The 16982-nt window shown below is 61.1% G+C and carries 15 protein-coding genes; 5 read left to right on the forward strand and 10 right to left on the reverse strand.

Annotated features, from left to right (window positions below; translation table 11 throughout):
- Positions 1-361: 361 nt before the first annotated feature.
- From CER19_RS11205 to CER19_RS11235, 7 genes are all read right to left on the reverse strand, one after another.
- Complete coding sequence (locus CER19_RS11205; protein ID WP_116666469.1) at positions 362-2101, reverse strand: dipeptidase; 1740 nt, start codon at positions 2099-2101, stop codon at positions 362-364.
- A 166-nt stretch (positions 2102-2267) separates the two neighbouring features.
- Positions 2268-2735 carry a hypothetical protein gene (locus CER19_RS11210; RefSeq protein ID WP_116666470.1) on the reverse strand — a complete coding sequence of 156 codons (468 nt, stop codon included), beginning with the start codon at positions 2733-2735 and terminating at the stop codon, positions 2268-2270.
- Between the two features lie 115 nt (positions 2736-2850).
- Complete coding sequence (locus CER19_RS11215; protein WP_116666471.1) at positions 2851-4068, reverse strand: phospholipase D-like domain-containing protein; 1218 nt, start codon at positions 4066-4068, stop codon at positions 2851-2853.
- A gap of 56 nt (positions 4069-4124) precedes the next feature.
- A complete protein-coding gene (locus CER19_RS11220) occupies positions 4125-4772 on the reverse strand; it encodes a MotA/TolQ/ExbB proton channel family protein (protein ID WP_116666472.1) in 648 nt (215 codons plus the stop codon).
- Positions 4773-4796: 24 nt separating this feature from the next.
- The gene (locus CER19_RS11225; protein ID WP_116666473.1) at positions 4797-7076 is read right to left on the reverse strand and encodes a TonB-dependent receptor; all 2280 of its coding nucleotides are present in this window, start codon (positions 7074-7076) and stop codon (positions 4797-4799) included.
- Between the two features lie 24 nt (positions 7077-7100).
- Positions 7101-7829, reverse strand: a complete 729-nt coding sequence (locus CER19_RS11230) for an energy transducer TonB (RefSeq protein WP_116666474.1) — start codon at positions 7827-7829, stop codon at positions 7101-7103.
- 2 nt (positions 7830-7831) lie between these two features.
- Complete coding sequence (locus CER19_RS11235) at positions 7832-8239, reverse strand: biopolymer transporter ExbD (RefSeq protein WP_014717774.1); 408 nt, start codon at positions 8237-8239, stop codon at positions 7832-7834.
- A 190-nt stretch (positions 8240-8429) separates the two neighbouring features.
- Here CER19_RS11235 and CER19_RS11240 point away from each other — a divergent pair, with 190 nt between their 5' ends.
- Together CER19_RS11240 and CER19_RS11245 are read left to right on the forward strand one after the other, a co-directional pair.
- Positions 8430-8984: a GNAT family N-acetyltransferase gene (locus CER19_RS11240; RefSeq protein ID WP_116666475.1), complete on the forward strand. Its 555-nt coding sequence runs from the start codon at positions 8430-8432 to the stop codon at positions 8982-8984.
- Positions 8981-10552: an alkaline phosphatase gene (locus tag CER19_RS11245; RefSeq protein WP_116666476.1), complete on the forward strand. Its 1572-nt coding sequence runs from the start codon at positions 8981-8983 to the stop codon at positions 10550-10552. The genes CER19_RS11240 and CER19_RS11245 overlap by 4 nt, the downstream gene beginning before the upstream one ends.
- 90 nt (positions 10553-10642) lie before the next feature.
- On the opposite strand, the gene CER19_RS11250 is transcribed toward CER19_RS11245, so the two are convergent.
- The gene (locus CER19_RS11250) at positions 10643-11284 is read right to left on the reverse strand and encodes an alanyl-tRNA editing protein (RefSeq protein WP_116666507.1); all 642 of its coding nucleotides are present in this window, start codon (positions 11282-11284) and stop codon (positions 10643-10645) included.
- Between the two features lie 89 nt (positions 11285-11373).
- Here CER19_RS11250 and CER19_RS11255 point away from each other — a divergent pair, with 89 nt between their 5' ends.
- Entirely contained in the window at positions 11374-12306 is a 933-nt protein-coding gene (locus CER19_RS11255) for a LysR family transcriptional regulator (RefSeq protein WP_034127229.1), read from the forward strand.
- A 149-nt stretch (positions 12307-12455) separates the two neighbouring features.
- Here the strand turns inward: CER19_RS11255 and CER19_RS11260 are convergent, their stop codons facing one another.
- On the reverse strand, positions 12456-12863 hold the full coding sequence (locus CER19_RS11260; RefSeq protein ID WP_003190109.1) for a PA2817 family protein: 408 nt from the start codon (positions 12861-12863) through the stop codon (positions 12456-12458).
- A gap of 75 nt (positions 12864-12938) precedes the next feature.
- Positions 12939-15386 carry an acyl-CoA dehydrogenase gene (locus CER19_RS11265; protein ID WP_116666477.1) on the reverse strand — a complete coding sequence of 816 codons (2448 nt, stop codon included), beginning with the start codon at positions 15384-15386 and terminating at the stop codon, positions 12939-12941.
- Positions 15387-15576: 190 nt separating this feature from the next.
- Between CER19_RS11265 and CER19_RS11270 the strand changes: the two genes are divergently transcribed.
- Both CER19_RS11270 and CER19_RS11275 read left to right on the forward strand, forming a co-directional pair.
- The gene (locus tag CER19_RS11270; protein ID WP_116666478.1) at positions 15577-16236 is read left to right on the forward strand and encodes a transglutaminase family protein; all 660 of its coding nucleotides are present in this window, start codon (positions 15577-15579) and stop codon (positions 16234-16236) included.
- A 56-nt stretch (positions 16237-16292) separates the two neighbouring features.
- Entirely contained in the window at positions 16293-16910 is a 618-nt protein-coding gene (locus CER19_RS11275) for a glutathione S-transferase family protein (protein WP_116666479.1), read from the forward strand.
- The last annotated feature ends 72 nt before the right edge of the window (positions 16911-16982 follow it).

The following is a 16982-nucleotide window of genomic DNA, read 5'->3' on the forward strand; positions in this document are numbered from 1 at the left end:
TTGTCGGGAGTTGTGTTTGGCGCGATAGCCCAGTGAACCGAGATCAACCCAGCACCACCAATCCCCTGTGGGAGCTGTCGAGCTTCAGCGAGGCTGCGAAAGCGGTGGTTCAGGCGCTGAAGATGTTGCCTGTGCCGCCGCCATCGCAGCCTCGCCTGGGCTCGACAGCTCCCACATTTGGGCGGTGTTGTTGTCGGGAGTTGTGTTTGGCGCGATAGCCCAGTGAACCGAGATCAACCCAGCACCACCAATCCCCTGTGGGAGCTGTCGAGCTTCAGCGAGGCTGCGATAGCGGTGGTTCAGGCGCTGAAGATTTTGCCTGTGCCGCCGCGATCGCAGCCTCGCTGGGGTTCCACATGGGTCAGAGCTTCGGCAACTGCCCGACGCGGCCCATCATTTCGGTGACGATCTGCAGGTCCAGCAAGAACTGTTCAACCGTCTTGAACTCACTGTCAGTGTGCCCGGTGTACTTCTCTTCCGGGCGGGCCAGGCCGAATTGCACGCCGTTGGGCAGGTCGTGCACCGAGGTTGCGCCGGCCGAGGTGCCGAATTTGTGCGCCATGCCCAGGTTTTCAGTGGCCACTGCCAGCAAGGCTTTTACCCATTCGCCTTCAGGGTTGCGGTACATCGGCGTGTCCAGCGAGTAAGTGAAGCTCACGTTGACCTTGGCGTTCTTGTCCCAGGTGTTCAGCTTCTGCTCGATTTGCGCCTTGAGCGCCTCCGGCGTTTTACCTTTCGGTGCGCGCAGGTTCACGGCCAGTTTGAAGGCCTTGTCATCCTGCCCCACAAACGTCAGCGAGGTGGTCAACGGCCCCATGAAATCATCCGCGTAGGCCACACCCAATTTACCGCCCAGGTAATCCAGGCCCCAGTTGTCGGCGGCATACCGCGCGGCATCGGTGATGTGGTTGTGCTGGAGGGCGATCTTGCCGTCGAGGCTGTGGATCAGCTCCAGCATACGCGCCACCGGGTTGACCCCGGTTTCAGGCTCGGAAGAGTGAGCGGATACGCCGGTAACCGTGAGTTTGACGTCCTTGCCATCGACCTTGGCCGTCACTTGGAAATTGCCACCATTGCGCTTGGCATAGTCAGCACCGGCCTGTTGCAGGCTGGCGGCCAGTTCGGCGGGGGTATCGCTGACCAGCGTGGCCACCGAGGCCGATGGAATCTGGTTGTTCGCCTTGCCGCCGGTCATCGCGATGATTTCCGCGCCTTTGCCTTCGCCCTTGCGCACCGGGAAGGTGGCCATGACCGTACCCGAGCCTTTCTCGGCGATCACCACCGGATAACCGCCATCCAGCGCCAGGTTGTATTGCGGAACGGGATTGCGTTCGAAGTAGTAAGGAATGGCATCACCGGCGGTTTCTTCAGTGGTGTCCACCAACAGCTTGAAGGTGCGCGCCAGCGGCAGCTGTTCTTCCTTGATCACCTTCATGGCGTACATCGCCACGACGATGCCGTTCTTGTCATCCTCGGTACCCCGGCCATACATGCGGTCGCCGATCAGCGTGACCTTGAACGGGTCGAGTTTGGTACCGTCTTGCAGTACCCAGTTTTCCGGAGTCACGGGCACCACATCGGCATGGGCATGCACACCCACGACTTCATCACTGCTGCCTTCCAGGGAGACTTCGTACACGCGGTTATCGACGTTACGGAAGTTCAGGTTGAAGGACTTGGCCAGGGCCTCGATCTTCGCCGCGATCTTGAGGAATTCCGGGTTTTTGTACTGTGGCAGGCCGTCCACGTTAAACGTGGGGATCTCCACCAATTCGCGCAGGGTTTCGAGCGCGGCTTTGCCATATTTAACGCGGGTGTAAATGCCCAACAGGCGATTGATCTCGTTCTGCTGCTCGGCGTTCAGGGTTTTGTTGCCCAGAAACGCGCTGACAGCCGGGTCGGTGTCGGCGGTTTTACCCAGTTCGCCCTTAGCCAGGGTGCCGAGGAAGCTGCGGAAATCGGTGACCGGTGTCTCGCTGAAATGCTTCAGGATTGCCGTGCTTTGGTCTGCGGTGATGTTGGCGGATGCAGGTGTGGCGACTGCCGAAAGGCTCGCGGCGAACACGGTGGCAGCCACCAGTTTTTTCAGTGGAAAGTGCATGATTAAAGGCATTCCTTTGCAAAGTGAATGTAGGAAGTATTCTGATCATTATGTCAGAAACAATTCCACACACTAACACTGCAAAGGAACAGTAGGGGAGACCTTGAATAAGGAAAAATCTTACTCTAATAAACGCGCCGTTCGTTAGCCGCTGGCTTTTTCAGAGTTAGGGCCGAACCAAATACAAGGTCTGAGTGAACGTACCATCGGGGTTGGGTTCGGAGCTCATTTCTCCGGTGGAGCCAGCATAGGTGCCTGTGCTGCCGATGACGGCGACCACGGATTTTCCGGCTTCCAGTTCCTGGCCGGCGACTACCACGGTACCTGCGACAGCGCCACCTGGGCCGAAGAACAGTAACGTCCATTGGCATTGGCTGTGAACACTTGGCCGTGTGCTGACACAGTAGCCACTGTTGCTGCCGATATCACGGCGGTCCTGATCCATCAGTGGTTGGTCGAACACGAAAAGATCGCCCTGGGAAGGGCCAGGCGGGCCAATATCAACCGCGCTCTTCAAACCGCGGGTACCGTCGGCGAGGGTGACTAGCGTGATGGGCTGACGGCTGTTGATGCAGGCTGCAAGGGAGACCAGCATAAGCAGCGTACAGGTGGTGCGAAGAAAAGCGGTATTCATGACTGTGGTCTCGTGGCAGTGGACTCCGGACGCAGCACCGCTAAAGCTGCGACCGGAAAATGCTAAGACTAGCGGCCAATCAGGAAAACACAACACCGTGCCTGCGCGCCGTCACTTACCGCGTACCTGGGTGGGGAGGCGCATAGTCGGTCGACACATCCAGCGCTTTGGCATAGGGCCCATCCCACAGTTGCTCATGCAACTGGCCTACACGCCTGGCCATCGCCTCACTGTGCATCACCACCTCCAGATTGCGCGAATTATCCAGATAACCGCCCAACCAGTTACTGGTGCCGACCCATGCCACTTGCTCGTCGATCTCCATGGTTTTGCTGTGGATCACCCGGGCATAAGGGATAAAGCCCTGCTTGGCCTCGGGTAGGGTGACGATCTTGATTTCGACATTGGGCAGCACCGCCAGGCTTTTGAGATAAGGCAGCTCCAGTGGGTCGGTATTCCAGTTGGACACCATCAGCTTGATCGACACGCCACGGGCAGCGGCGGCGCGCACGGCGTTGTCGATCACGGCGTAGTACGGCCGGGTTCGATCCGGTCCGTAGGACAGCGGCGCGTAGTCGAGCAATTGCACGCGCACTTCTTTCTTGGCTTCTCCCAGCAGGCGCGGCAGTTCCAGCTGTGAGTCGCCCACGCCGGGCGGGTTGTAGCGTTGGGGGCTGGCCACCAGGTAGTTGCCGGTACGTGCGGGGGCCGGGCCGTTAGCGGGTAGCGGCACCGGTTGTTTACCAGCCAGCGCGGCCTGGGCTTGCCAGTCTTGCTCGAAGATCGCCTGCACCTGGCCCACCACCGTTTCGTCAGTGATGCGCAGCCCGGTTTCGTGGATATGTTCCAAGGCGCGCCAGTCGAAATTCTGGCTGCCAACAAACGCCTGCTTGCCATCCACCAGCAGGTACTTGGCGTGGATGATGCCGCCGCTCAGTTGCCCGTAGGGCAGCACGCGCAAGGTCAGGTTGGGAATGGCGCGCAAGCGTTCCAGGGTGGCGGCGTCCGAGAGCTTGATGCCTTTTTCTTCGAGTAGGAAACGAATCTTCACGCCGCGTTTGCCGGCGGCTTCCAAGTGTTCGAGTACCTTGTTCATCACCGAGCCAGGGTGGTCCGCGGCGTAGAACTGGCCGATATCAATGTGGCTTTTGGCGCCGTCGAACAGCTCGATCCATACCGGGCCGGGCTGGCGCAAATCGTCGGTGCCCAGGGCGGTGTCCATGGGTACGGTATGCACCAGTTCAAAGCCTGGAATGGAAAAGTCCGCCTGGGCCAGCGGACTGAGGAGCAAGCCGGTCAGGCCGGCGATACGCAACTTTATCGAAAGGGGCATAAGTGTCTCATCGCACCAAAGGAAAAGGCGAGCGCCTGAGGCGCCCGCCCTGTAGGTCAAGCCGTGCGGCTGTGCAGCGGGGTGGGCACGCGATGGGTCACTTCATCCTGTGCGCGGGCGCCGGTGGCGGCGCGGATCAACAGGATCTTCAACTGGTCGTTGATACGCTCCAGGCTGTCCTGGAAGAAGTTGTGGAACACCACGCAGAACAGCGCGATGGCGATACCTAATCCCGTGGCGAACAACGCCGTCCCGATACCCCCGGAAATCTGCCCAGGGTCCGACACGCCCGCGGTAGCCAGCGCCTTGAAGGTGTCGATGATGCCCAGAATGGTGCCCAGCAGGCCCAGCAGGGGGGCGGCGGTGGTGATGGTCTCGATAATCCACAGGCTGCGAGCCAGTGGGGCGCGGGTCTTCAGGTACTGGGTATCGACTTCGTCGTCCAGGTCTTTGCGCGAGCCGTGGGTTGCCTTCTGGGCCAGCACCGGCAAGATCATGTTCAGCGGCAGGCTGTCGCGACGGGTCAGGTTCTCCGGCAAGTCACGCTCGCTGTGCACGTTGGCGCCCAGGGCGTCGATCAACGCACGAGCCTGGCGGTGCACGTAGGCGTAGTAGATGCCGCGTTCGATGGCGATGAAGATCGCAATGGCCATCGCCGCGTACATCACATAGAAGGTGACGTCGTGGAGCAGGTTCATATCCATGATGGTGTTCCTCTTGGGTGAGTCTTAGAAATTCGCTTCCAGCGAAACCGTGACGGTGCGGTCCAGGCCGACGATGTATGCCGGGTCGCCATCGCGGAAACCGCTGTAGCTGGCCGCGTTGGTCTTGGTGGTGTACACGCCGTCCAGGTATTTCTTGTCGAACAGGTTGTCGACGTTCAGGCGCACGGTCGCGTCCTTGACCACTTTCTTGTCCACCGGCAGGTAAATACCGGCGCCGAGGTTGAACACGGTGCGGCCGGAAATCGCCTCGTCGTTGGTCAGGTCACCGTAGAGCTTGCTGGTGTACTTGCCGCCGAAGGTGCCGTAGAAGCGGCCGTCGTCATAACCGATGTTGGCCGCCAGCATGTTCTTGGGCACGTTGGCGAACTGCTTGCCGCTGGTGGGCAGCACGATGGGTTTGCCGGCGTTGTAGACGGTCAGGTCATCCTGCTGCTCGGCCTTGGTGTAGGTGTAGGAGGTGTAGTAATTGAAGTGGTGGGGCAACTGGCCGCTCCACTCCAGTTCCAGGCCTTTGTTGACCACGGAGCCGGCGTTGATGTCGGCAAAGTCACCGTTGATGTCCCGGGACGAAACCTGGCGGTTCTTGAAGTCCATGTAGAACAGGGTGGCGGCCAGGTTCATGTCGTCGCCGCTGTAGCGCCAGCCCAGTTCATGGTTCCAGCTGGTTTCCGGTTCGGCGTCGATCGAGCCGGCGCCTTTGTCGTAGAGCACGTAGTTCTGCGGCACGCGCATGTTGCGCGACAGGCTGTAGAACAACTGGTCACGCTCGTCCAGCTGGTATTTCAGGCCGGCGTTGGGCAGCAGTTTGTTGTAGGTCTGGTTACGTTTTTCCGGGCGTTCGTTGAGGCTGCCGTGGTTGGTGCCTTCACGCTCGACGTTCATGTAGGCCAGGCCTGCGATGAAGGTCCAGTCCGGGTTGATGTACCAGGTGTCCTGGGCCCAGACCTTTTGCGCCGGCGTGACGGTGAAACGGTCGCGACCCTGCACGGTGTTGCCGTTGGCATCGACGATGGCGCTGTTGGAATCAGGCCAGGTGTCCACTGGCTTGCCGTTGCTCTTGAGCGGAATGAACGGCTGGGTCTGGCTCTGGCGTGCGCGCTCGTACCAGTAGCCGAATTGCAGGCTGTGGTCGCCCAGGTCCCAGGTCAGCTTGGTGGTGATACCCGGACGCCAGGTTTGTGTGCGTGAAGGGCGGTAGTACACGCCGCTGTTGGGTGTGCCGTCGGCGTTGTATTGGGCGGCGGTGGGCAGGTTGCCGAGGTCGAACACACCGCCCTGGTTGGAGCCACGGTTGAGGGCATAGCTGGATGATCCGACGCCGCTGCCATTGCCCCAGTAGTAATACGGGATCACCGACAGCGCGAGGTTATCGGCCAGTTTGAACTGGGTGTTGAGCACGGCGGTGAACGTCTGGAACGGGTTCTGCGCCAGGCCGTAATAGCTGTTGTACTTGCCGTTGCTGCCCACGCTGGGTGTTGCCGGATAAGGGTCGTACTTGCGGCCATATTGCTGGAACTGCGCCTTGGTCAACTGGCTGTAACTGTTGTTGTCCTGCTCGTGGTACTTGAGGATCAGGTTGGCGGTGTTGCCATTGCCAGCGTCGAAAAAGCTGTTCCACTCCACCTTGTCCGCGCGTACCGCGCCCGAACCGCGCCACATCTCACCTTCGGTATGGGACACCGACAGCCAGTTGCTCAGGCCGTTGATTTCGCCGGTATTGAGGCGGGCAAAGGTCTTGCGCGTGGCATTGCTGCCGACGACCTGTTTGACGAAGGCGCCGGTTTCCTTGGTCGGGCGAATGGTCACGATGCCAATGTTGCCGCCGCTGGAACCAATGTGCGGGCCGTCGGACTCCGAAGCGCCCTGGGTGACGAAGATCTGGTCGATGTTTTCCGGGTCGCCCAGCAGGTTGGAGTACAGCGCGTAGTTGCCGGAGTCGTTGATCGGCATGCCGTCCACCGACATGCCCACCTGGTCGGAGTTCATGCCGCGCATGGTGAAGCGAAAGCCCGACAGGCCAGTGTTGTCTTCACTGGAGATGTTCAAGCCTGGGGTGTACTTGAGCTTGTCGATGGCATTGCCGGTGGCCGCCTGTTTATCCAGTGCTTCCTTGGTCACCGTGGAGCGGCCCTTGATGCTTTCCTCCGGCACCATGTAACCGCCTCCTGCGGTCGCCTTGCCTTGTACCCCAATGGTACCGACGTCGCTGGTCTCTGCCATGACCATTCCCTGGGTCATGCTGGTCGCGGCCACAAGTGCCAGATGAATACGGGTGAACTTCATCACTGTCGTCCTGGTGTCGGGTGCTTATTGCACGCTGTAGTTGAAGGTGGCGGTGAAGCGCTGTTCATTGCGCCCCCCGAAGGCTTGCTCGGGAAACGGTTTGACTTGCTTGATGCGACGCAAACTGTTGGTGGCGGCCCGGTTGAGCAGCATGCTCGAGGCCTGGGTTTGTAAACCCGAGTCGAGGACACGGCCTTGACGGTCTACCAGCAACCACACCACCACCTCGCCGCTCGGGCGTTCGAGGGACGCCTGGCGCCCGGTGGGGTACTGCTTGTAGGTGTCCAGTTCGTTGCGCAAGCCTTTGAGGTAACCGCTTTCCAGGGCCTGGCCATCGACCTTCGGTGGCGCCGGTGGGGCGGGCGTCGGTGCCGCTTGGGTGACGGCGGCCGGGGCTGGCTTGGCGGCCACCGGTGGCGGCGTCGGTGCGGGCTTGGCGACCACGGGCGCCGGCTTGGGCACAGGTTTTGGCTTGGGTTCGGGTTTGGGTTTGGGCAGCGGCTTGGGCGCAGGTAGCGGGGGCGCCGGCTCGGCCTCTTCCTCTTCGATCACTGGCGGTGGCGGTTCTTGCTCCACCACCGGTTCCGGTATGACCTCCGGTTCCGGCTCGACCAAGGCCAATTCGACCGCCGACTCGTCATACACCGGCTCGACCTTCAACGTCTGGGACTGGATACCCAGTGCAATCAGCACCAGGGCGATCAGGGCCGGGACACTGCCCAGCAGCTGACGCGCACGAAACAGAACGTACATGATCAGGACTTACGCGTGGCGATGGACACGGAGGTGAAGCCACCCAGGCGCAGGGTGTCCATCACTTCCACCAGGCGCGAAACCTCCACGCCTTTGTCGCTGTTGACGATGATCGTCGACTTGGTATCGGGCTTTTCGGCAGCCTTCAGCGCCGGCACCAGGGCCTCCACGGTCAGGTCCTTGCCGTCCAGTTGCAACTGGCCTTCCAGGCCCAGGGTGAGGATGAATTTGTTTTGCGGCTTGAGCTGCTGCGAACTGCTGGCGCTGGGCAATTGGGTCTTCATGCCGAGCGCGGGAATCACGTTCAGGCTCACCAGTACGAAAAACACCAGCAGGAACATCATCACGTCGATCATCGGGATCAGCTCGATGTGCGCCTTGCGTTTCTTGGGTTCGTCCCAGGTTCTCATTCCGTTACCCCGTCATTGAATTAGGGGCAGAACGCTAACAGCCAAAAATGACCGATTGGTTAACTTTAATTGACCGTTTAGAGGCTCTAGGACGCGTCTTTCAGAAAACTTACCGGTCAGTTTTCGGGCGTAATGAAACTGACACTTGGGGCATACATGCTTGAGAAATTTATCTTGAGAGCCGGCTCCCATGCCCACCGCACTGCCTCAATTGACGACCGCGCGACTGCTGTTGCGCGCCCTGGAAATGCACCAGGCGCAGGTGCTTTTCACGCTTGCCAACGGGCCGAAAATTGCCGACAACACGGCGAACATTCCATCGCCCTACACCCTGGAAACCGCCCAGGATTTTATTGCCGGGGCCACCGATAAGTACCGCGCCGGTGAGCTGCTGAACCTGGGAATGCATGTGTGCGGCACCGACGAATTGGTCGGCATGGTCAGCCTGCGCATCAATGCTCGCCATCGCTATGGGCACTTGGGTGGCTGGGTGGCGGCGCACTGCCGTAACCAGGGGTATGCGGCTGAAGCGGCGAGCGCGGTGATGGACTTCGGCTTCGAGGCGCTGGGGTTGCAGCGCGTGGGCAGCCAGTGTTTCGCGCGCAACAAGGAATCGGCGCGGGTCATGGAGAAGATCGGCCTGCGCTATGAAGGCTGCATGCGCCAAGCGTTCCTGAAGAACGGCGTGTATGAGGATTTGCTCGGGTTTGCCACCGTGCGTGATGACTGGGAGCGCTGCCTGTGAGCGGCGAAGTGGACCACGGCCGGCGCCGGGTCCTTGGCGGGCTGGCGGTCGCTACCGCGTTTTCGATTCTCAGCCCTTTTGCGCGCAGTGCCGGGGTGGATTATCCGTTCACCCTTGGCGTGGCTTCCGGCGACCCGCTGCCAGATGGCTTTGTGATCTGGACGCGCCTGGCGCCGTTGTTCAACGCCGCGGATGGCCGTGGCGGCCTGAATCGCTCGGTGCCGGTGCGTTGGCGGGTGGCCAGCGATGCGGCGATGACGCGCATTGTGAAGCAGGGCGAAGTACTGGCGACGCCGCGTTTCGCTCACGCAGTGCATGTCGAGGTGGCGGGGCTCGCCGCGGATCGGCCGTATTGGTACCAGTTTGAAGGGCTCGGTGCGCAGAGCCCGGTGGGCCAGTCCCGCACGATGCCGCCGCTGCAGGCCATGGCCTCGGCCCGGCTGGGGTTTGTGTCCTGCTCGCATTGGGAGCGCGGCTACTTCAGCGCCTACCGGCACCTTGCCGCCGAGCAGCCGGACCTGGTGTTTTTCCTCGGTGATTATATTTACGACAGTTCCTATGCTGCGGATTCGGGCAAGGTGTTTCGTTCTCACGGCAGCGGCAATGCGCAAAGCCTGAGTGATTACCGCAACCGCTACGCACTGTACAAGACTGATCCAGACCTGCAGGCCCTTCACGCCGCGGCCCCCAGCGTCGTGACCTGGGACGATCACGAAGTACAGAATGACTACGCCAACCGCTGGTCCCAGGACCCGAAGGTGGCGGTGGCGCAGTTTCTCAAGCAGCGGGCCGCGGCGTACCAGGCGTTTTACGAACACATGCCTCTGCGTGCATGCAGCGTGCCGAAGGGGCCGGACATGCGCATCTACCGGCGCCTGGATTACGGCCGGCTTGCGCGTTTCCATGTGCTCGACGGTCGCCAGTACCGTTCCGAGCAACCGTGCATCGCAGCCAATGGCAGCCACCAAGGGCATATTGTCACCACCCCTTGCAGCGACCTGCGTGACCCCGCCCGCACATTGCTCGGTTGGCAGCAGGAAGCCTGGCTGGACCAAGGGTTTGCCCAGTCCAGGGCGCAGTGGAATGTCATCGCCCAGGATTTGCTGGTGGCGCCGCTGATGCAGCGTGACCTCACCAATCATAAGCTTGGCCGCTGGGCCGATGGTTGGGATGGCTACATGGCTAACCGCTCACGGATGCTGGCGTCGATCGTGCGCAATCGCGTAAAAAACCCGGTGTTCTGGGGTGGGGATATACATTCGTTCTGGGCCACCGACCTGCATGCCGACGCCGACAGGCCAGACTCGGCGGTGGTCGCTACCGAGTTCGTCGGCTCGTCGGTCACCTCCGACGGCCCGCCCTATGACGCGTTCATGAAGATCATGCCGCTCAACCCCCATGTGAAGTTCTTCGACAGCCGCCAGCGCGGGTATGTGTCGGTGGAGTTGGCGGCCAGCACCATGCTGACGAATTTTCGTGCGATCAGCGACCCGCGTGACCCGGCGGCGACGGTGTCGACGTTGAAGTCGTTCATCAATGAATCGGGCCAGCCGAGCGTGGCCCTGTAGGAGCGAGCTTGCTCGCGAAAAACCAAAGGGCGCCGATGGGAATCAGGTATCCCGCGTTATCGTTAACGTTCTTCGCGAGCAAGTTCGCTCCTACAGTGGCAGGGGGTCAACGAGGCTGTAGCGCACCGACAGTGCGCCTTTTTTCTCTGACAACGCCAAAATCGTTACCTGGCCCAGTTCGCTCAACGCTTGGACATGAGTGCCACCACAGGCGTAAGCCGGTAATTCGCCGAAGCCGACTTCGCGGGTGCCATCTTCCAGCGTCATATAGCGGGGATAGTCGGCGGCGATCCATGTGTTGACCCACTGCTGGAGCGTCTGCGCATCCATGTCTTGCGCGGTCTGGCCACGGATAAAGGTGATCTTGCCTTCGCCGGGCCAGTGGTGAGCCTTGATCGGCATCCAGCCCAGGCGTTCGCCGGCATTGCCAATCAAGTGCCCCGCCGAATGCAGACGCGTGTGCAAGGCGCGCCGCTGCGCGTCGACTCGTGCAATGGCGGGTCCTGGTTCCAGGGGGTGGTCGACGTAGTGCACCACCTGTTCGGCTTCCTGCATGACTCGCAGCACCTGGCTGTCGCCGATCCATCCGGTGTCGGACGGCTGGCCTCCGCCTTGGGGGTGGAAAATGGTCGACTGCACAATCACGGCGAATTGCTCTTCGTTCGGGGTGCAACTGAGCACTTCCAGCTCGGCCGTCAGGTGGTCGTGGGTAAAAAACAGGCGCTCGGTCATCATCTACATCCGCATCAGGGTTCTGCGGGCAGTATAAATAGTGCGCAGATGAGTGATAATCCGCTCAATTATCAATGGACCTGTGCGTCATGAGCATCAATCTTCCTTTGCCGTTATTGGGTGAAATGGCGATTTTCGTCAAGGTCGTGGAAACCGGCAGCTTCTCCGAAGCGGCGCGGCAACTCAGTGTTTCGCCTTCGGCGGTGAGCCGGAGTATCTCGCGCCTGGAGCAAGCCCTGGCCACGCGCCTGCTGCAACGCACCACGCGCAAGCTGCGCCTGAGTGAGGGCGGCGAGGAAGTGTTCAAGCGTTGCCAGGAGATGGTCAATGCCGCGCGCTCGGTGATGGAAATCAGTGGGCAATTTACCCATGAGGCCGAGGGCCTGGTGCGGGTCAGTGTGCCCAAAGCGGTGGGGCGATTCGTGGTGCACCCGCATATGCCGGAATTTTTGCGGCGCTATCCCAAGGTGGATGTGCAGTTGATCTTGGAAGATAGGCATGTGGATTTGATCGACGACAACGTCGACTTGAGCATCCGCATCACCGACAGCCCACCGCCAGGCTTGGTCGGGCGCCAGCTGTTGCCCATCGAACATTTGCTGTGCGCGACGCCGCAGTACCTGGCCGAGCACGGTACACCGAGCCATCCCCATGATCTGCTCGGGCACAGTTGCATCTATCTGGGTGAGACACCGGGAGATTCACGCTGGAAGTTTCGCCAGGCTGGCAAGGCGGTAACGGTCGGCGTACGCGGCCGGTATGCGGCGAACCACACCGGAGTGCGACTGGAGGCTGCGTTGCAGCATGTCGGGATTGCCAGCTTGCCGTATTTCACCGCGCGGCACGCGTTGGAAGCGGGGGATTTGGTGCAAGTGTTGCCGGGGTGGGATTTTATTGCCTCGTACCATGGCGAGGCGTGGTTGCTGCATTCGCCCACACGGTACCTGCCGCCGAAGTTGCGGGTGTTTATCGATTATCTGGTGGAGTGCATGGCCAGGGAGCCCACGCTACGGCGGCGGTAGGAGTGCGGTTAGGAAATGTGGGGGAGACAAGCCTTAATACCTGTAGGAGCGAGCTTGCTCGCGAAAAACTCACCGGCGCCGCGTTTACTCAGAAAGCACGCGTTATCGTTGACGTTTTTCGCGAGCAAGCTCGCTCCTACATACTGGCATCAGTGCTTGCTCTGGTCCTGAGGCATCGCCAGCAGTTGTTTTTCCTGGTTCCAGTCGAACGGTTCGTCGTTCTGTTCGGCTTCATAGCGACGTTCTTCCAGGGCCTGGTACAGGTCCAGTTCTTCGTCGGGCATGAAGTGCAGGCAGTCGCCGCCAAAGAACCACAGCAGGTCGCGGGGCACCAGGTGGGCGATTTGCGGGTAGCGCAGGATGACCTGGCTCATCAGGTCCTGGCCCAGGTACTGGCTTTCGATCGGGTCGATTGGCAACAGGGCGCGCAGTTCGTCGAAACGCTCCAGGAACAGCGAGTGGCTTTCCTCGGGTACCTGTTCGGCTTCGCCGACGGCAACCAGGATGCTGCGCAAGTGGTCGAGCAAGACGAGATGATCGGCAACGACGTTGGACACGAGATAAGGCCTCTAAAGCAAAAACGGGCGCGAGAGTATAAGCCTCTCGCGCCCGTTTTTATATGACCGCTCGACTCAGCGGACTTTACCTTCTGCCTGCATCAGCTCTTCCTTGCTGAAATCATCCACGTCGATCACCTTGCGTCGCGCAGCCTCGGCATCGCGCAAGGTCTGTGCCTCGGCCGGTTGCAGCACGCCGGCCTGCAGGGCCGCGTCGATGGCATGCTCGCCGGCAGCCGGCTTGACCTGGCCGCTTTTGAGCGCACTGTGGAGTTTTTTCTGCAAGGGGTGGCTGGCACCGAGCAGGTCGTAGGCATGTTGCAGGGCGCCCACGGGATCTTCTGCTGATTGCGGGCGATAACAGCCGGCCAGCAATTCTTCCAGGGTCGGGTCGCCCTTGGCGCGGCCGATTACGGCTGCCACTTCGGCATCCAGAGCGTCGGACGGCCCGGTATGACGACGCCCGAATGGGAACACGATCACCCGCAGCAGGCAGCCCAGCACCTTGTTCGGGAAGTTGCTCAGCAGCTCATCCAATGCGCGTTCCGATTCGCCCAGGCTTTCTTCCATGGCCCAGGCAAACAGCGGCTCCAGATGGTCCGGCGAGTCCAGGTCGTGATAACGCTTGAGCGCCGCCGACGCCAGGTACATGTGGCTGAGCACATCACCCAGGCGGGCGGACAGGCGTTCGCGGCGCTTGAGCTCGCCACCCAGCAACATCATGCTCAGGTCGGCCAGCAGGGCAAACGCAGCCGCCTGGCGGTTCAGGGCACGGAAGTAGCCCTGGCTCAACCGGTTGCCGGGAGCTTTTTCTAAGTGGCCGAAGCCCAGGTTCAGCACCAGGGTGCTGGCGGCGTTGCTTACGGCAAAACCGATGTGTTGCATCAGCAGGCCGTCGAATTCCTTCAACGCCTGGTCATGGTCTTCGCGGCCGGCCAGGGCCATTTCCTTGAGTACGAAGGGATGGCAGCGAATCGCGCCCTGGCCGAAGATCATCAGGTTACGCGAGAGGATATTTGCGCCTTCCACGGTGATGAAGATCGGTGCGCCCTGCCAGTTGCGGCCCAGGTAGTTGTTGGGGCCCATGATGATGCCCTTGCCGCCGTGCACGTCCATGGCGTGGCTGATGCACTCACGGCCGCGCTCGGTCAGGTGGTACTTGAGGATCGCCGACAGCACCGACGGCTTCTCGCCCAGGTCCACGGCGTTGGCGGTGAGCATGCGCGCGCTGTCCATCAGCCAGGCGTTGCCACCAATGCGTGCCAGGGCTTCCTGGATGCCTTCGAAGGCCGACAGCGGCACGTTGAACTGTTCGCGCACCTGGGCGTATTGCCCGGTCACCAGGCTGGTGAACTTGGCGGCGCCGGTGCCGACGGCGGGCAGCGAGATCGAACGGCCGACCGACAGGCAGTTCATCAGCATCATCCAGCCCTTGCCGAGCATTTCCTGGCCACCGATCAGGTATTCCAGGGGGATGAACACATCCTTGCCGGAGTTGGGGCCGTTCATGAAGGCGGCGCCAAGCGGCAGGTGACGACGGCCGATTTCCACGCCAGGGGTGTCGGTAGGAATCAATGCGAGGCTGATGCCCAGGTCTTCTTCTTCACCCAGCAGGTGGTCCGGGTCATGAGCCTTGAAGGCCAAGCCGAGCAAGGTCGCGACCGGGCCGAGGGTGATGTAGCGCTTCTCCCAGTTCAGGCGCAGGCCGAGGGTTTCCTTGCCTTCCCATTCGCCTTTGCAGATCACGCCGGTGTCGGGCATGGCGCCCGCATCGGAGCCGGCCAGCGGGCCGGTGAGGGCGAAGCACGGGATGTCGTCGCCACGGGCCAGGCGCGGCAGGTAGTGGTTGCGTTGTTCGTCGGTGCCGTAGTGCAGCAGCAGTTCGGCCGGGCCGAGGGAGTTGGGGACCATCACGGTGGAGGCCAGGTCACCGCTGCGGGTCGCGAGCTTCATGGCAACCTGGGAGTGGGCATAGGCGGAAAAGCCCTTGCCACCGTACTCCTTGGGAATGATCAGGGCGAAGAAGCCATGGGTCTTGATGTGTTCCCAGGCTTGCGGCGGCAGGTCCATGGCCTGGCCGATTTCCCAGTCGCTGACCATGGCGCAGAGTTCTTCGGTGGGGCCGTCGATGAACGCCTGCTCTTCCTCGGTCAATTGCGCCTTGGGGTAGGCTAGCAATTTGTCCCAGTCGGGGCGGCCACTGAACAGCTCGCCGTCCCACCACACGGTACCGGCATCAATCGCATCGCGCTCGGTCTCGGACATCGGCGGCAGCACTTTCTGGAACCAGCTGAACAGCGGCTTGGTGAAGTATTGGCGGCGCAGGTCAGGCAGCAACAAAGGCGCGGCCACCACGGCCAGGAGGACCCAGAAGATCAGCAGCAGCCAACCCGGTGCGTGGCTCCAGGCGCCCATCGCCAGCAGGTAGACGGCGACCACGCCCAGGGCGGGCAGGGGGGCAGTACGGCGGTGTGCCAGGTAGGCAATGCCGACCACCAGCACCAGTATCCACAACAACAGCATATTCAATCCTCCGTGAACCAGGGGCGAAACCACCAGGGAGCTTAGTCGGCATCCGAACAAGCCGGGTGATCAGGGTGTAACAAGGTGTACTGGGCAAGCCATCAGCCGGCGCCGGCATTTGGCCGAATCGTCGTTATCTCTCTGGCAGGCCTGGTGGTTAAACTCCAGGCTCCCCTCGGAGATCAAGCTCATGAATACGTACTTGAGTCCCAGCCGCTTCATCGATAGTGACCACCCTGTGGTGGTGGAGTTCGCCGAGAAACATCGCGGAACCCGCCCGGATTTAAGTGACCAGGCAGTCAGTCTTTACTACGCGGTGCGTGAGGCAATTCGCTACAACCCCTATACCTTCAGCCGTGACCCCGACACCTTGAGCGCCAGCTTCGCCCTGGCGGCCGGCGAAAGCTACTGCGTACCCAAAGCCACGTTGCTCGCCGCTTGCGCGCGCCACTGCGGCATTCCCGCACGCATTGGCCTGGCGGACGTGCGCAACCACCTGTCCACACCGCGGCTGCTCGCCCTGCTCAAAAGTGACGTGTTCGCCATGCACGGTTATACCGAGCTTTACCTGAACGGCCGCTGGGTCAAGGCCACTCCGGCGTTCAACCAACAACTATGCGAGGTGTTCGACGTGCCGCCGTTGGAATTCGATGGGCTGCACGACAGCGTGTTCCACGCGTTCAATCGCCAGGGCCAGCGTTCTATGGAGTACGTGGTGGACCACGGGCAATTTGCTGACGTGCCCGAAGCATTTTTCTTCGGGCATATCCGCCAGTGCTACCCGCACCTGTTTGGCGATGATGCGCCGACCTTGCTCGGCGATATGCAGGGCGATTTAAGCCGCGGCTGAACCGGCGTATGCTGCTGCGTTCATCAAGCCATGTTCATCAACGATAAGGCGCGGTCATGCTGAAGATCTGGGGTCGTAAAAATTCATCAAACGTCAGGAAAGCACTGTGGTGCGCCGAGGAACTCGGCCTGGACTATGAAGCAATTGATGCGGGCGGGGCTTTTGGTGTGGTTGATACCCCGCAATACCGGGCCATGAACCCCAATGGCCGGGTACCGGTGATCGAAGATGGCGACTTTGTGCTGTGGGAGTCCAACACCATCGTGCGTTACCTGTGCGCCAAGCAGGCATCGGACTTTTACCCCAGCGACTTGCAAGCCCGGGCCAACGCCGAAAAGTGGATGGACTGGACCACTTCCACGCTCGCCGATCCGTTCAAGGCGGTGTTCTGGGGCATCGTGCGCACCCCGGCTGACCAGCAAAACTGGGACAGCATCAATGCCGGGCGCCAAGCCTGTATCGATGCGCTCAAAACCGTGGACCAAGCTCTCGCCGAGCAACCCTACCTGTCCGGCCAGGCGTTCGGCATGGGCGATATCCCCTTGGGCTGCTTCATCTACGCCTGGTTCGAAATGCCCATCGAACGCCCTGCCATGCGCCATCTGGAGGCCTGGTACCAGCGCCTGCAGCAGCGCCCGGCCTACCGCAAGGCGGTGATGACCGCGTTGACTTAATACACACTATTAATACGGGTGACTGTACTTGTGCGGCATGGGCACGCACCATGCTCGCACTGCATCGCAGGT

The organism is Pseudomonas sp. GL93, assembly GCF_003408955.1.
Taxonomy (GTDB): Bacteria; Pseudomonadota; Gammaproteobacteria; order Pseudomonadales; family Pseudomonadaceae; genus Aquipseudomonas; species Aquipseudomonas paracarnis.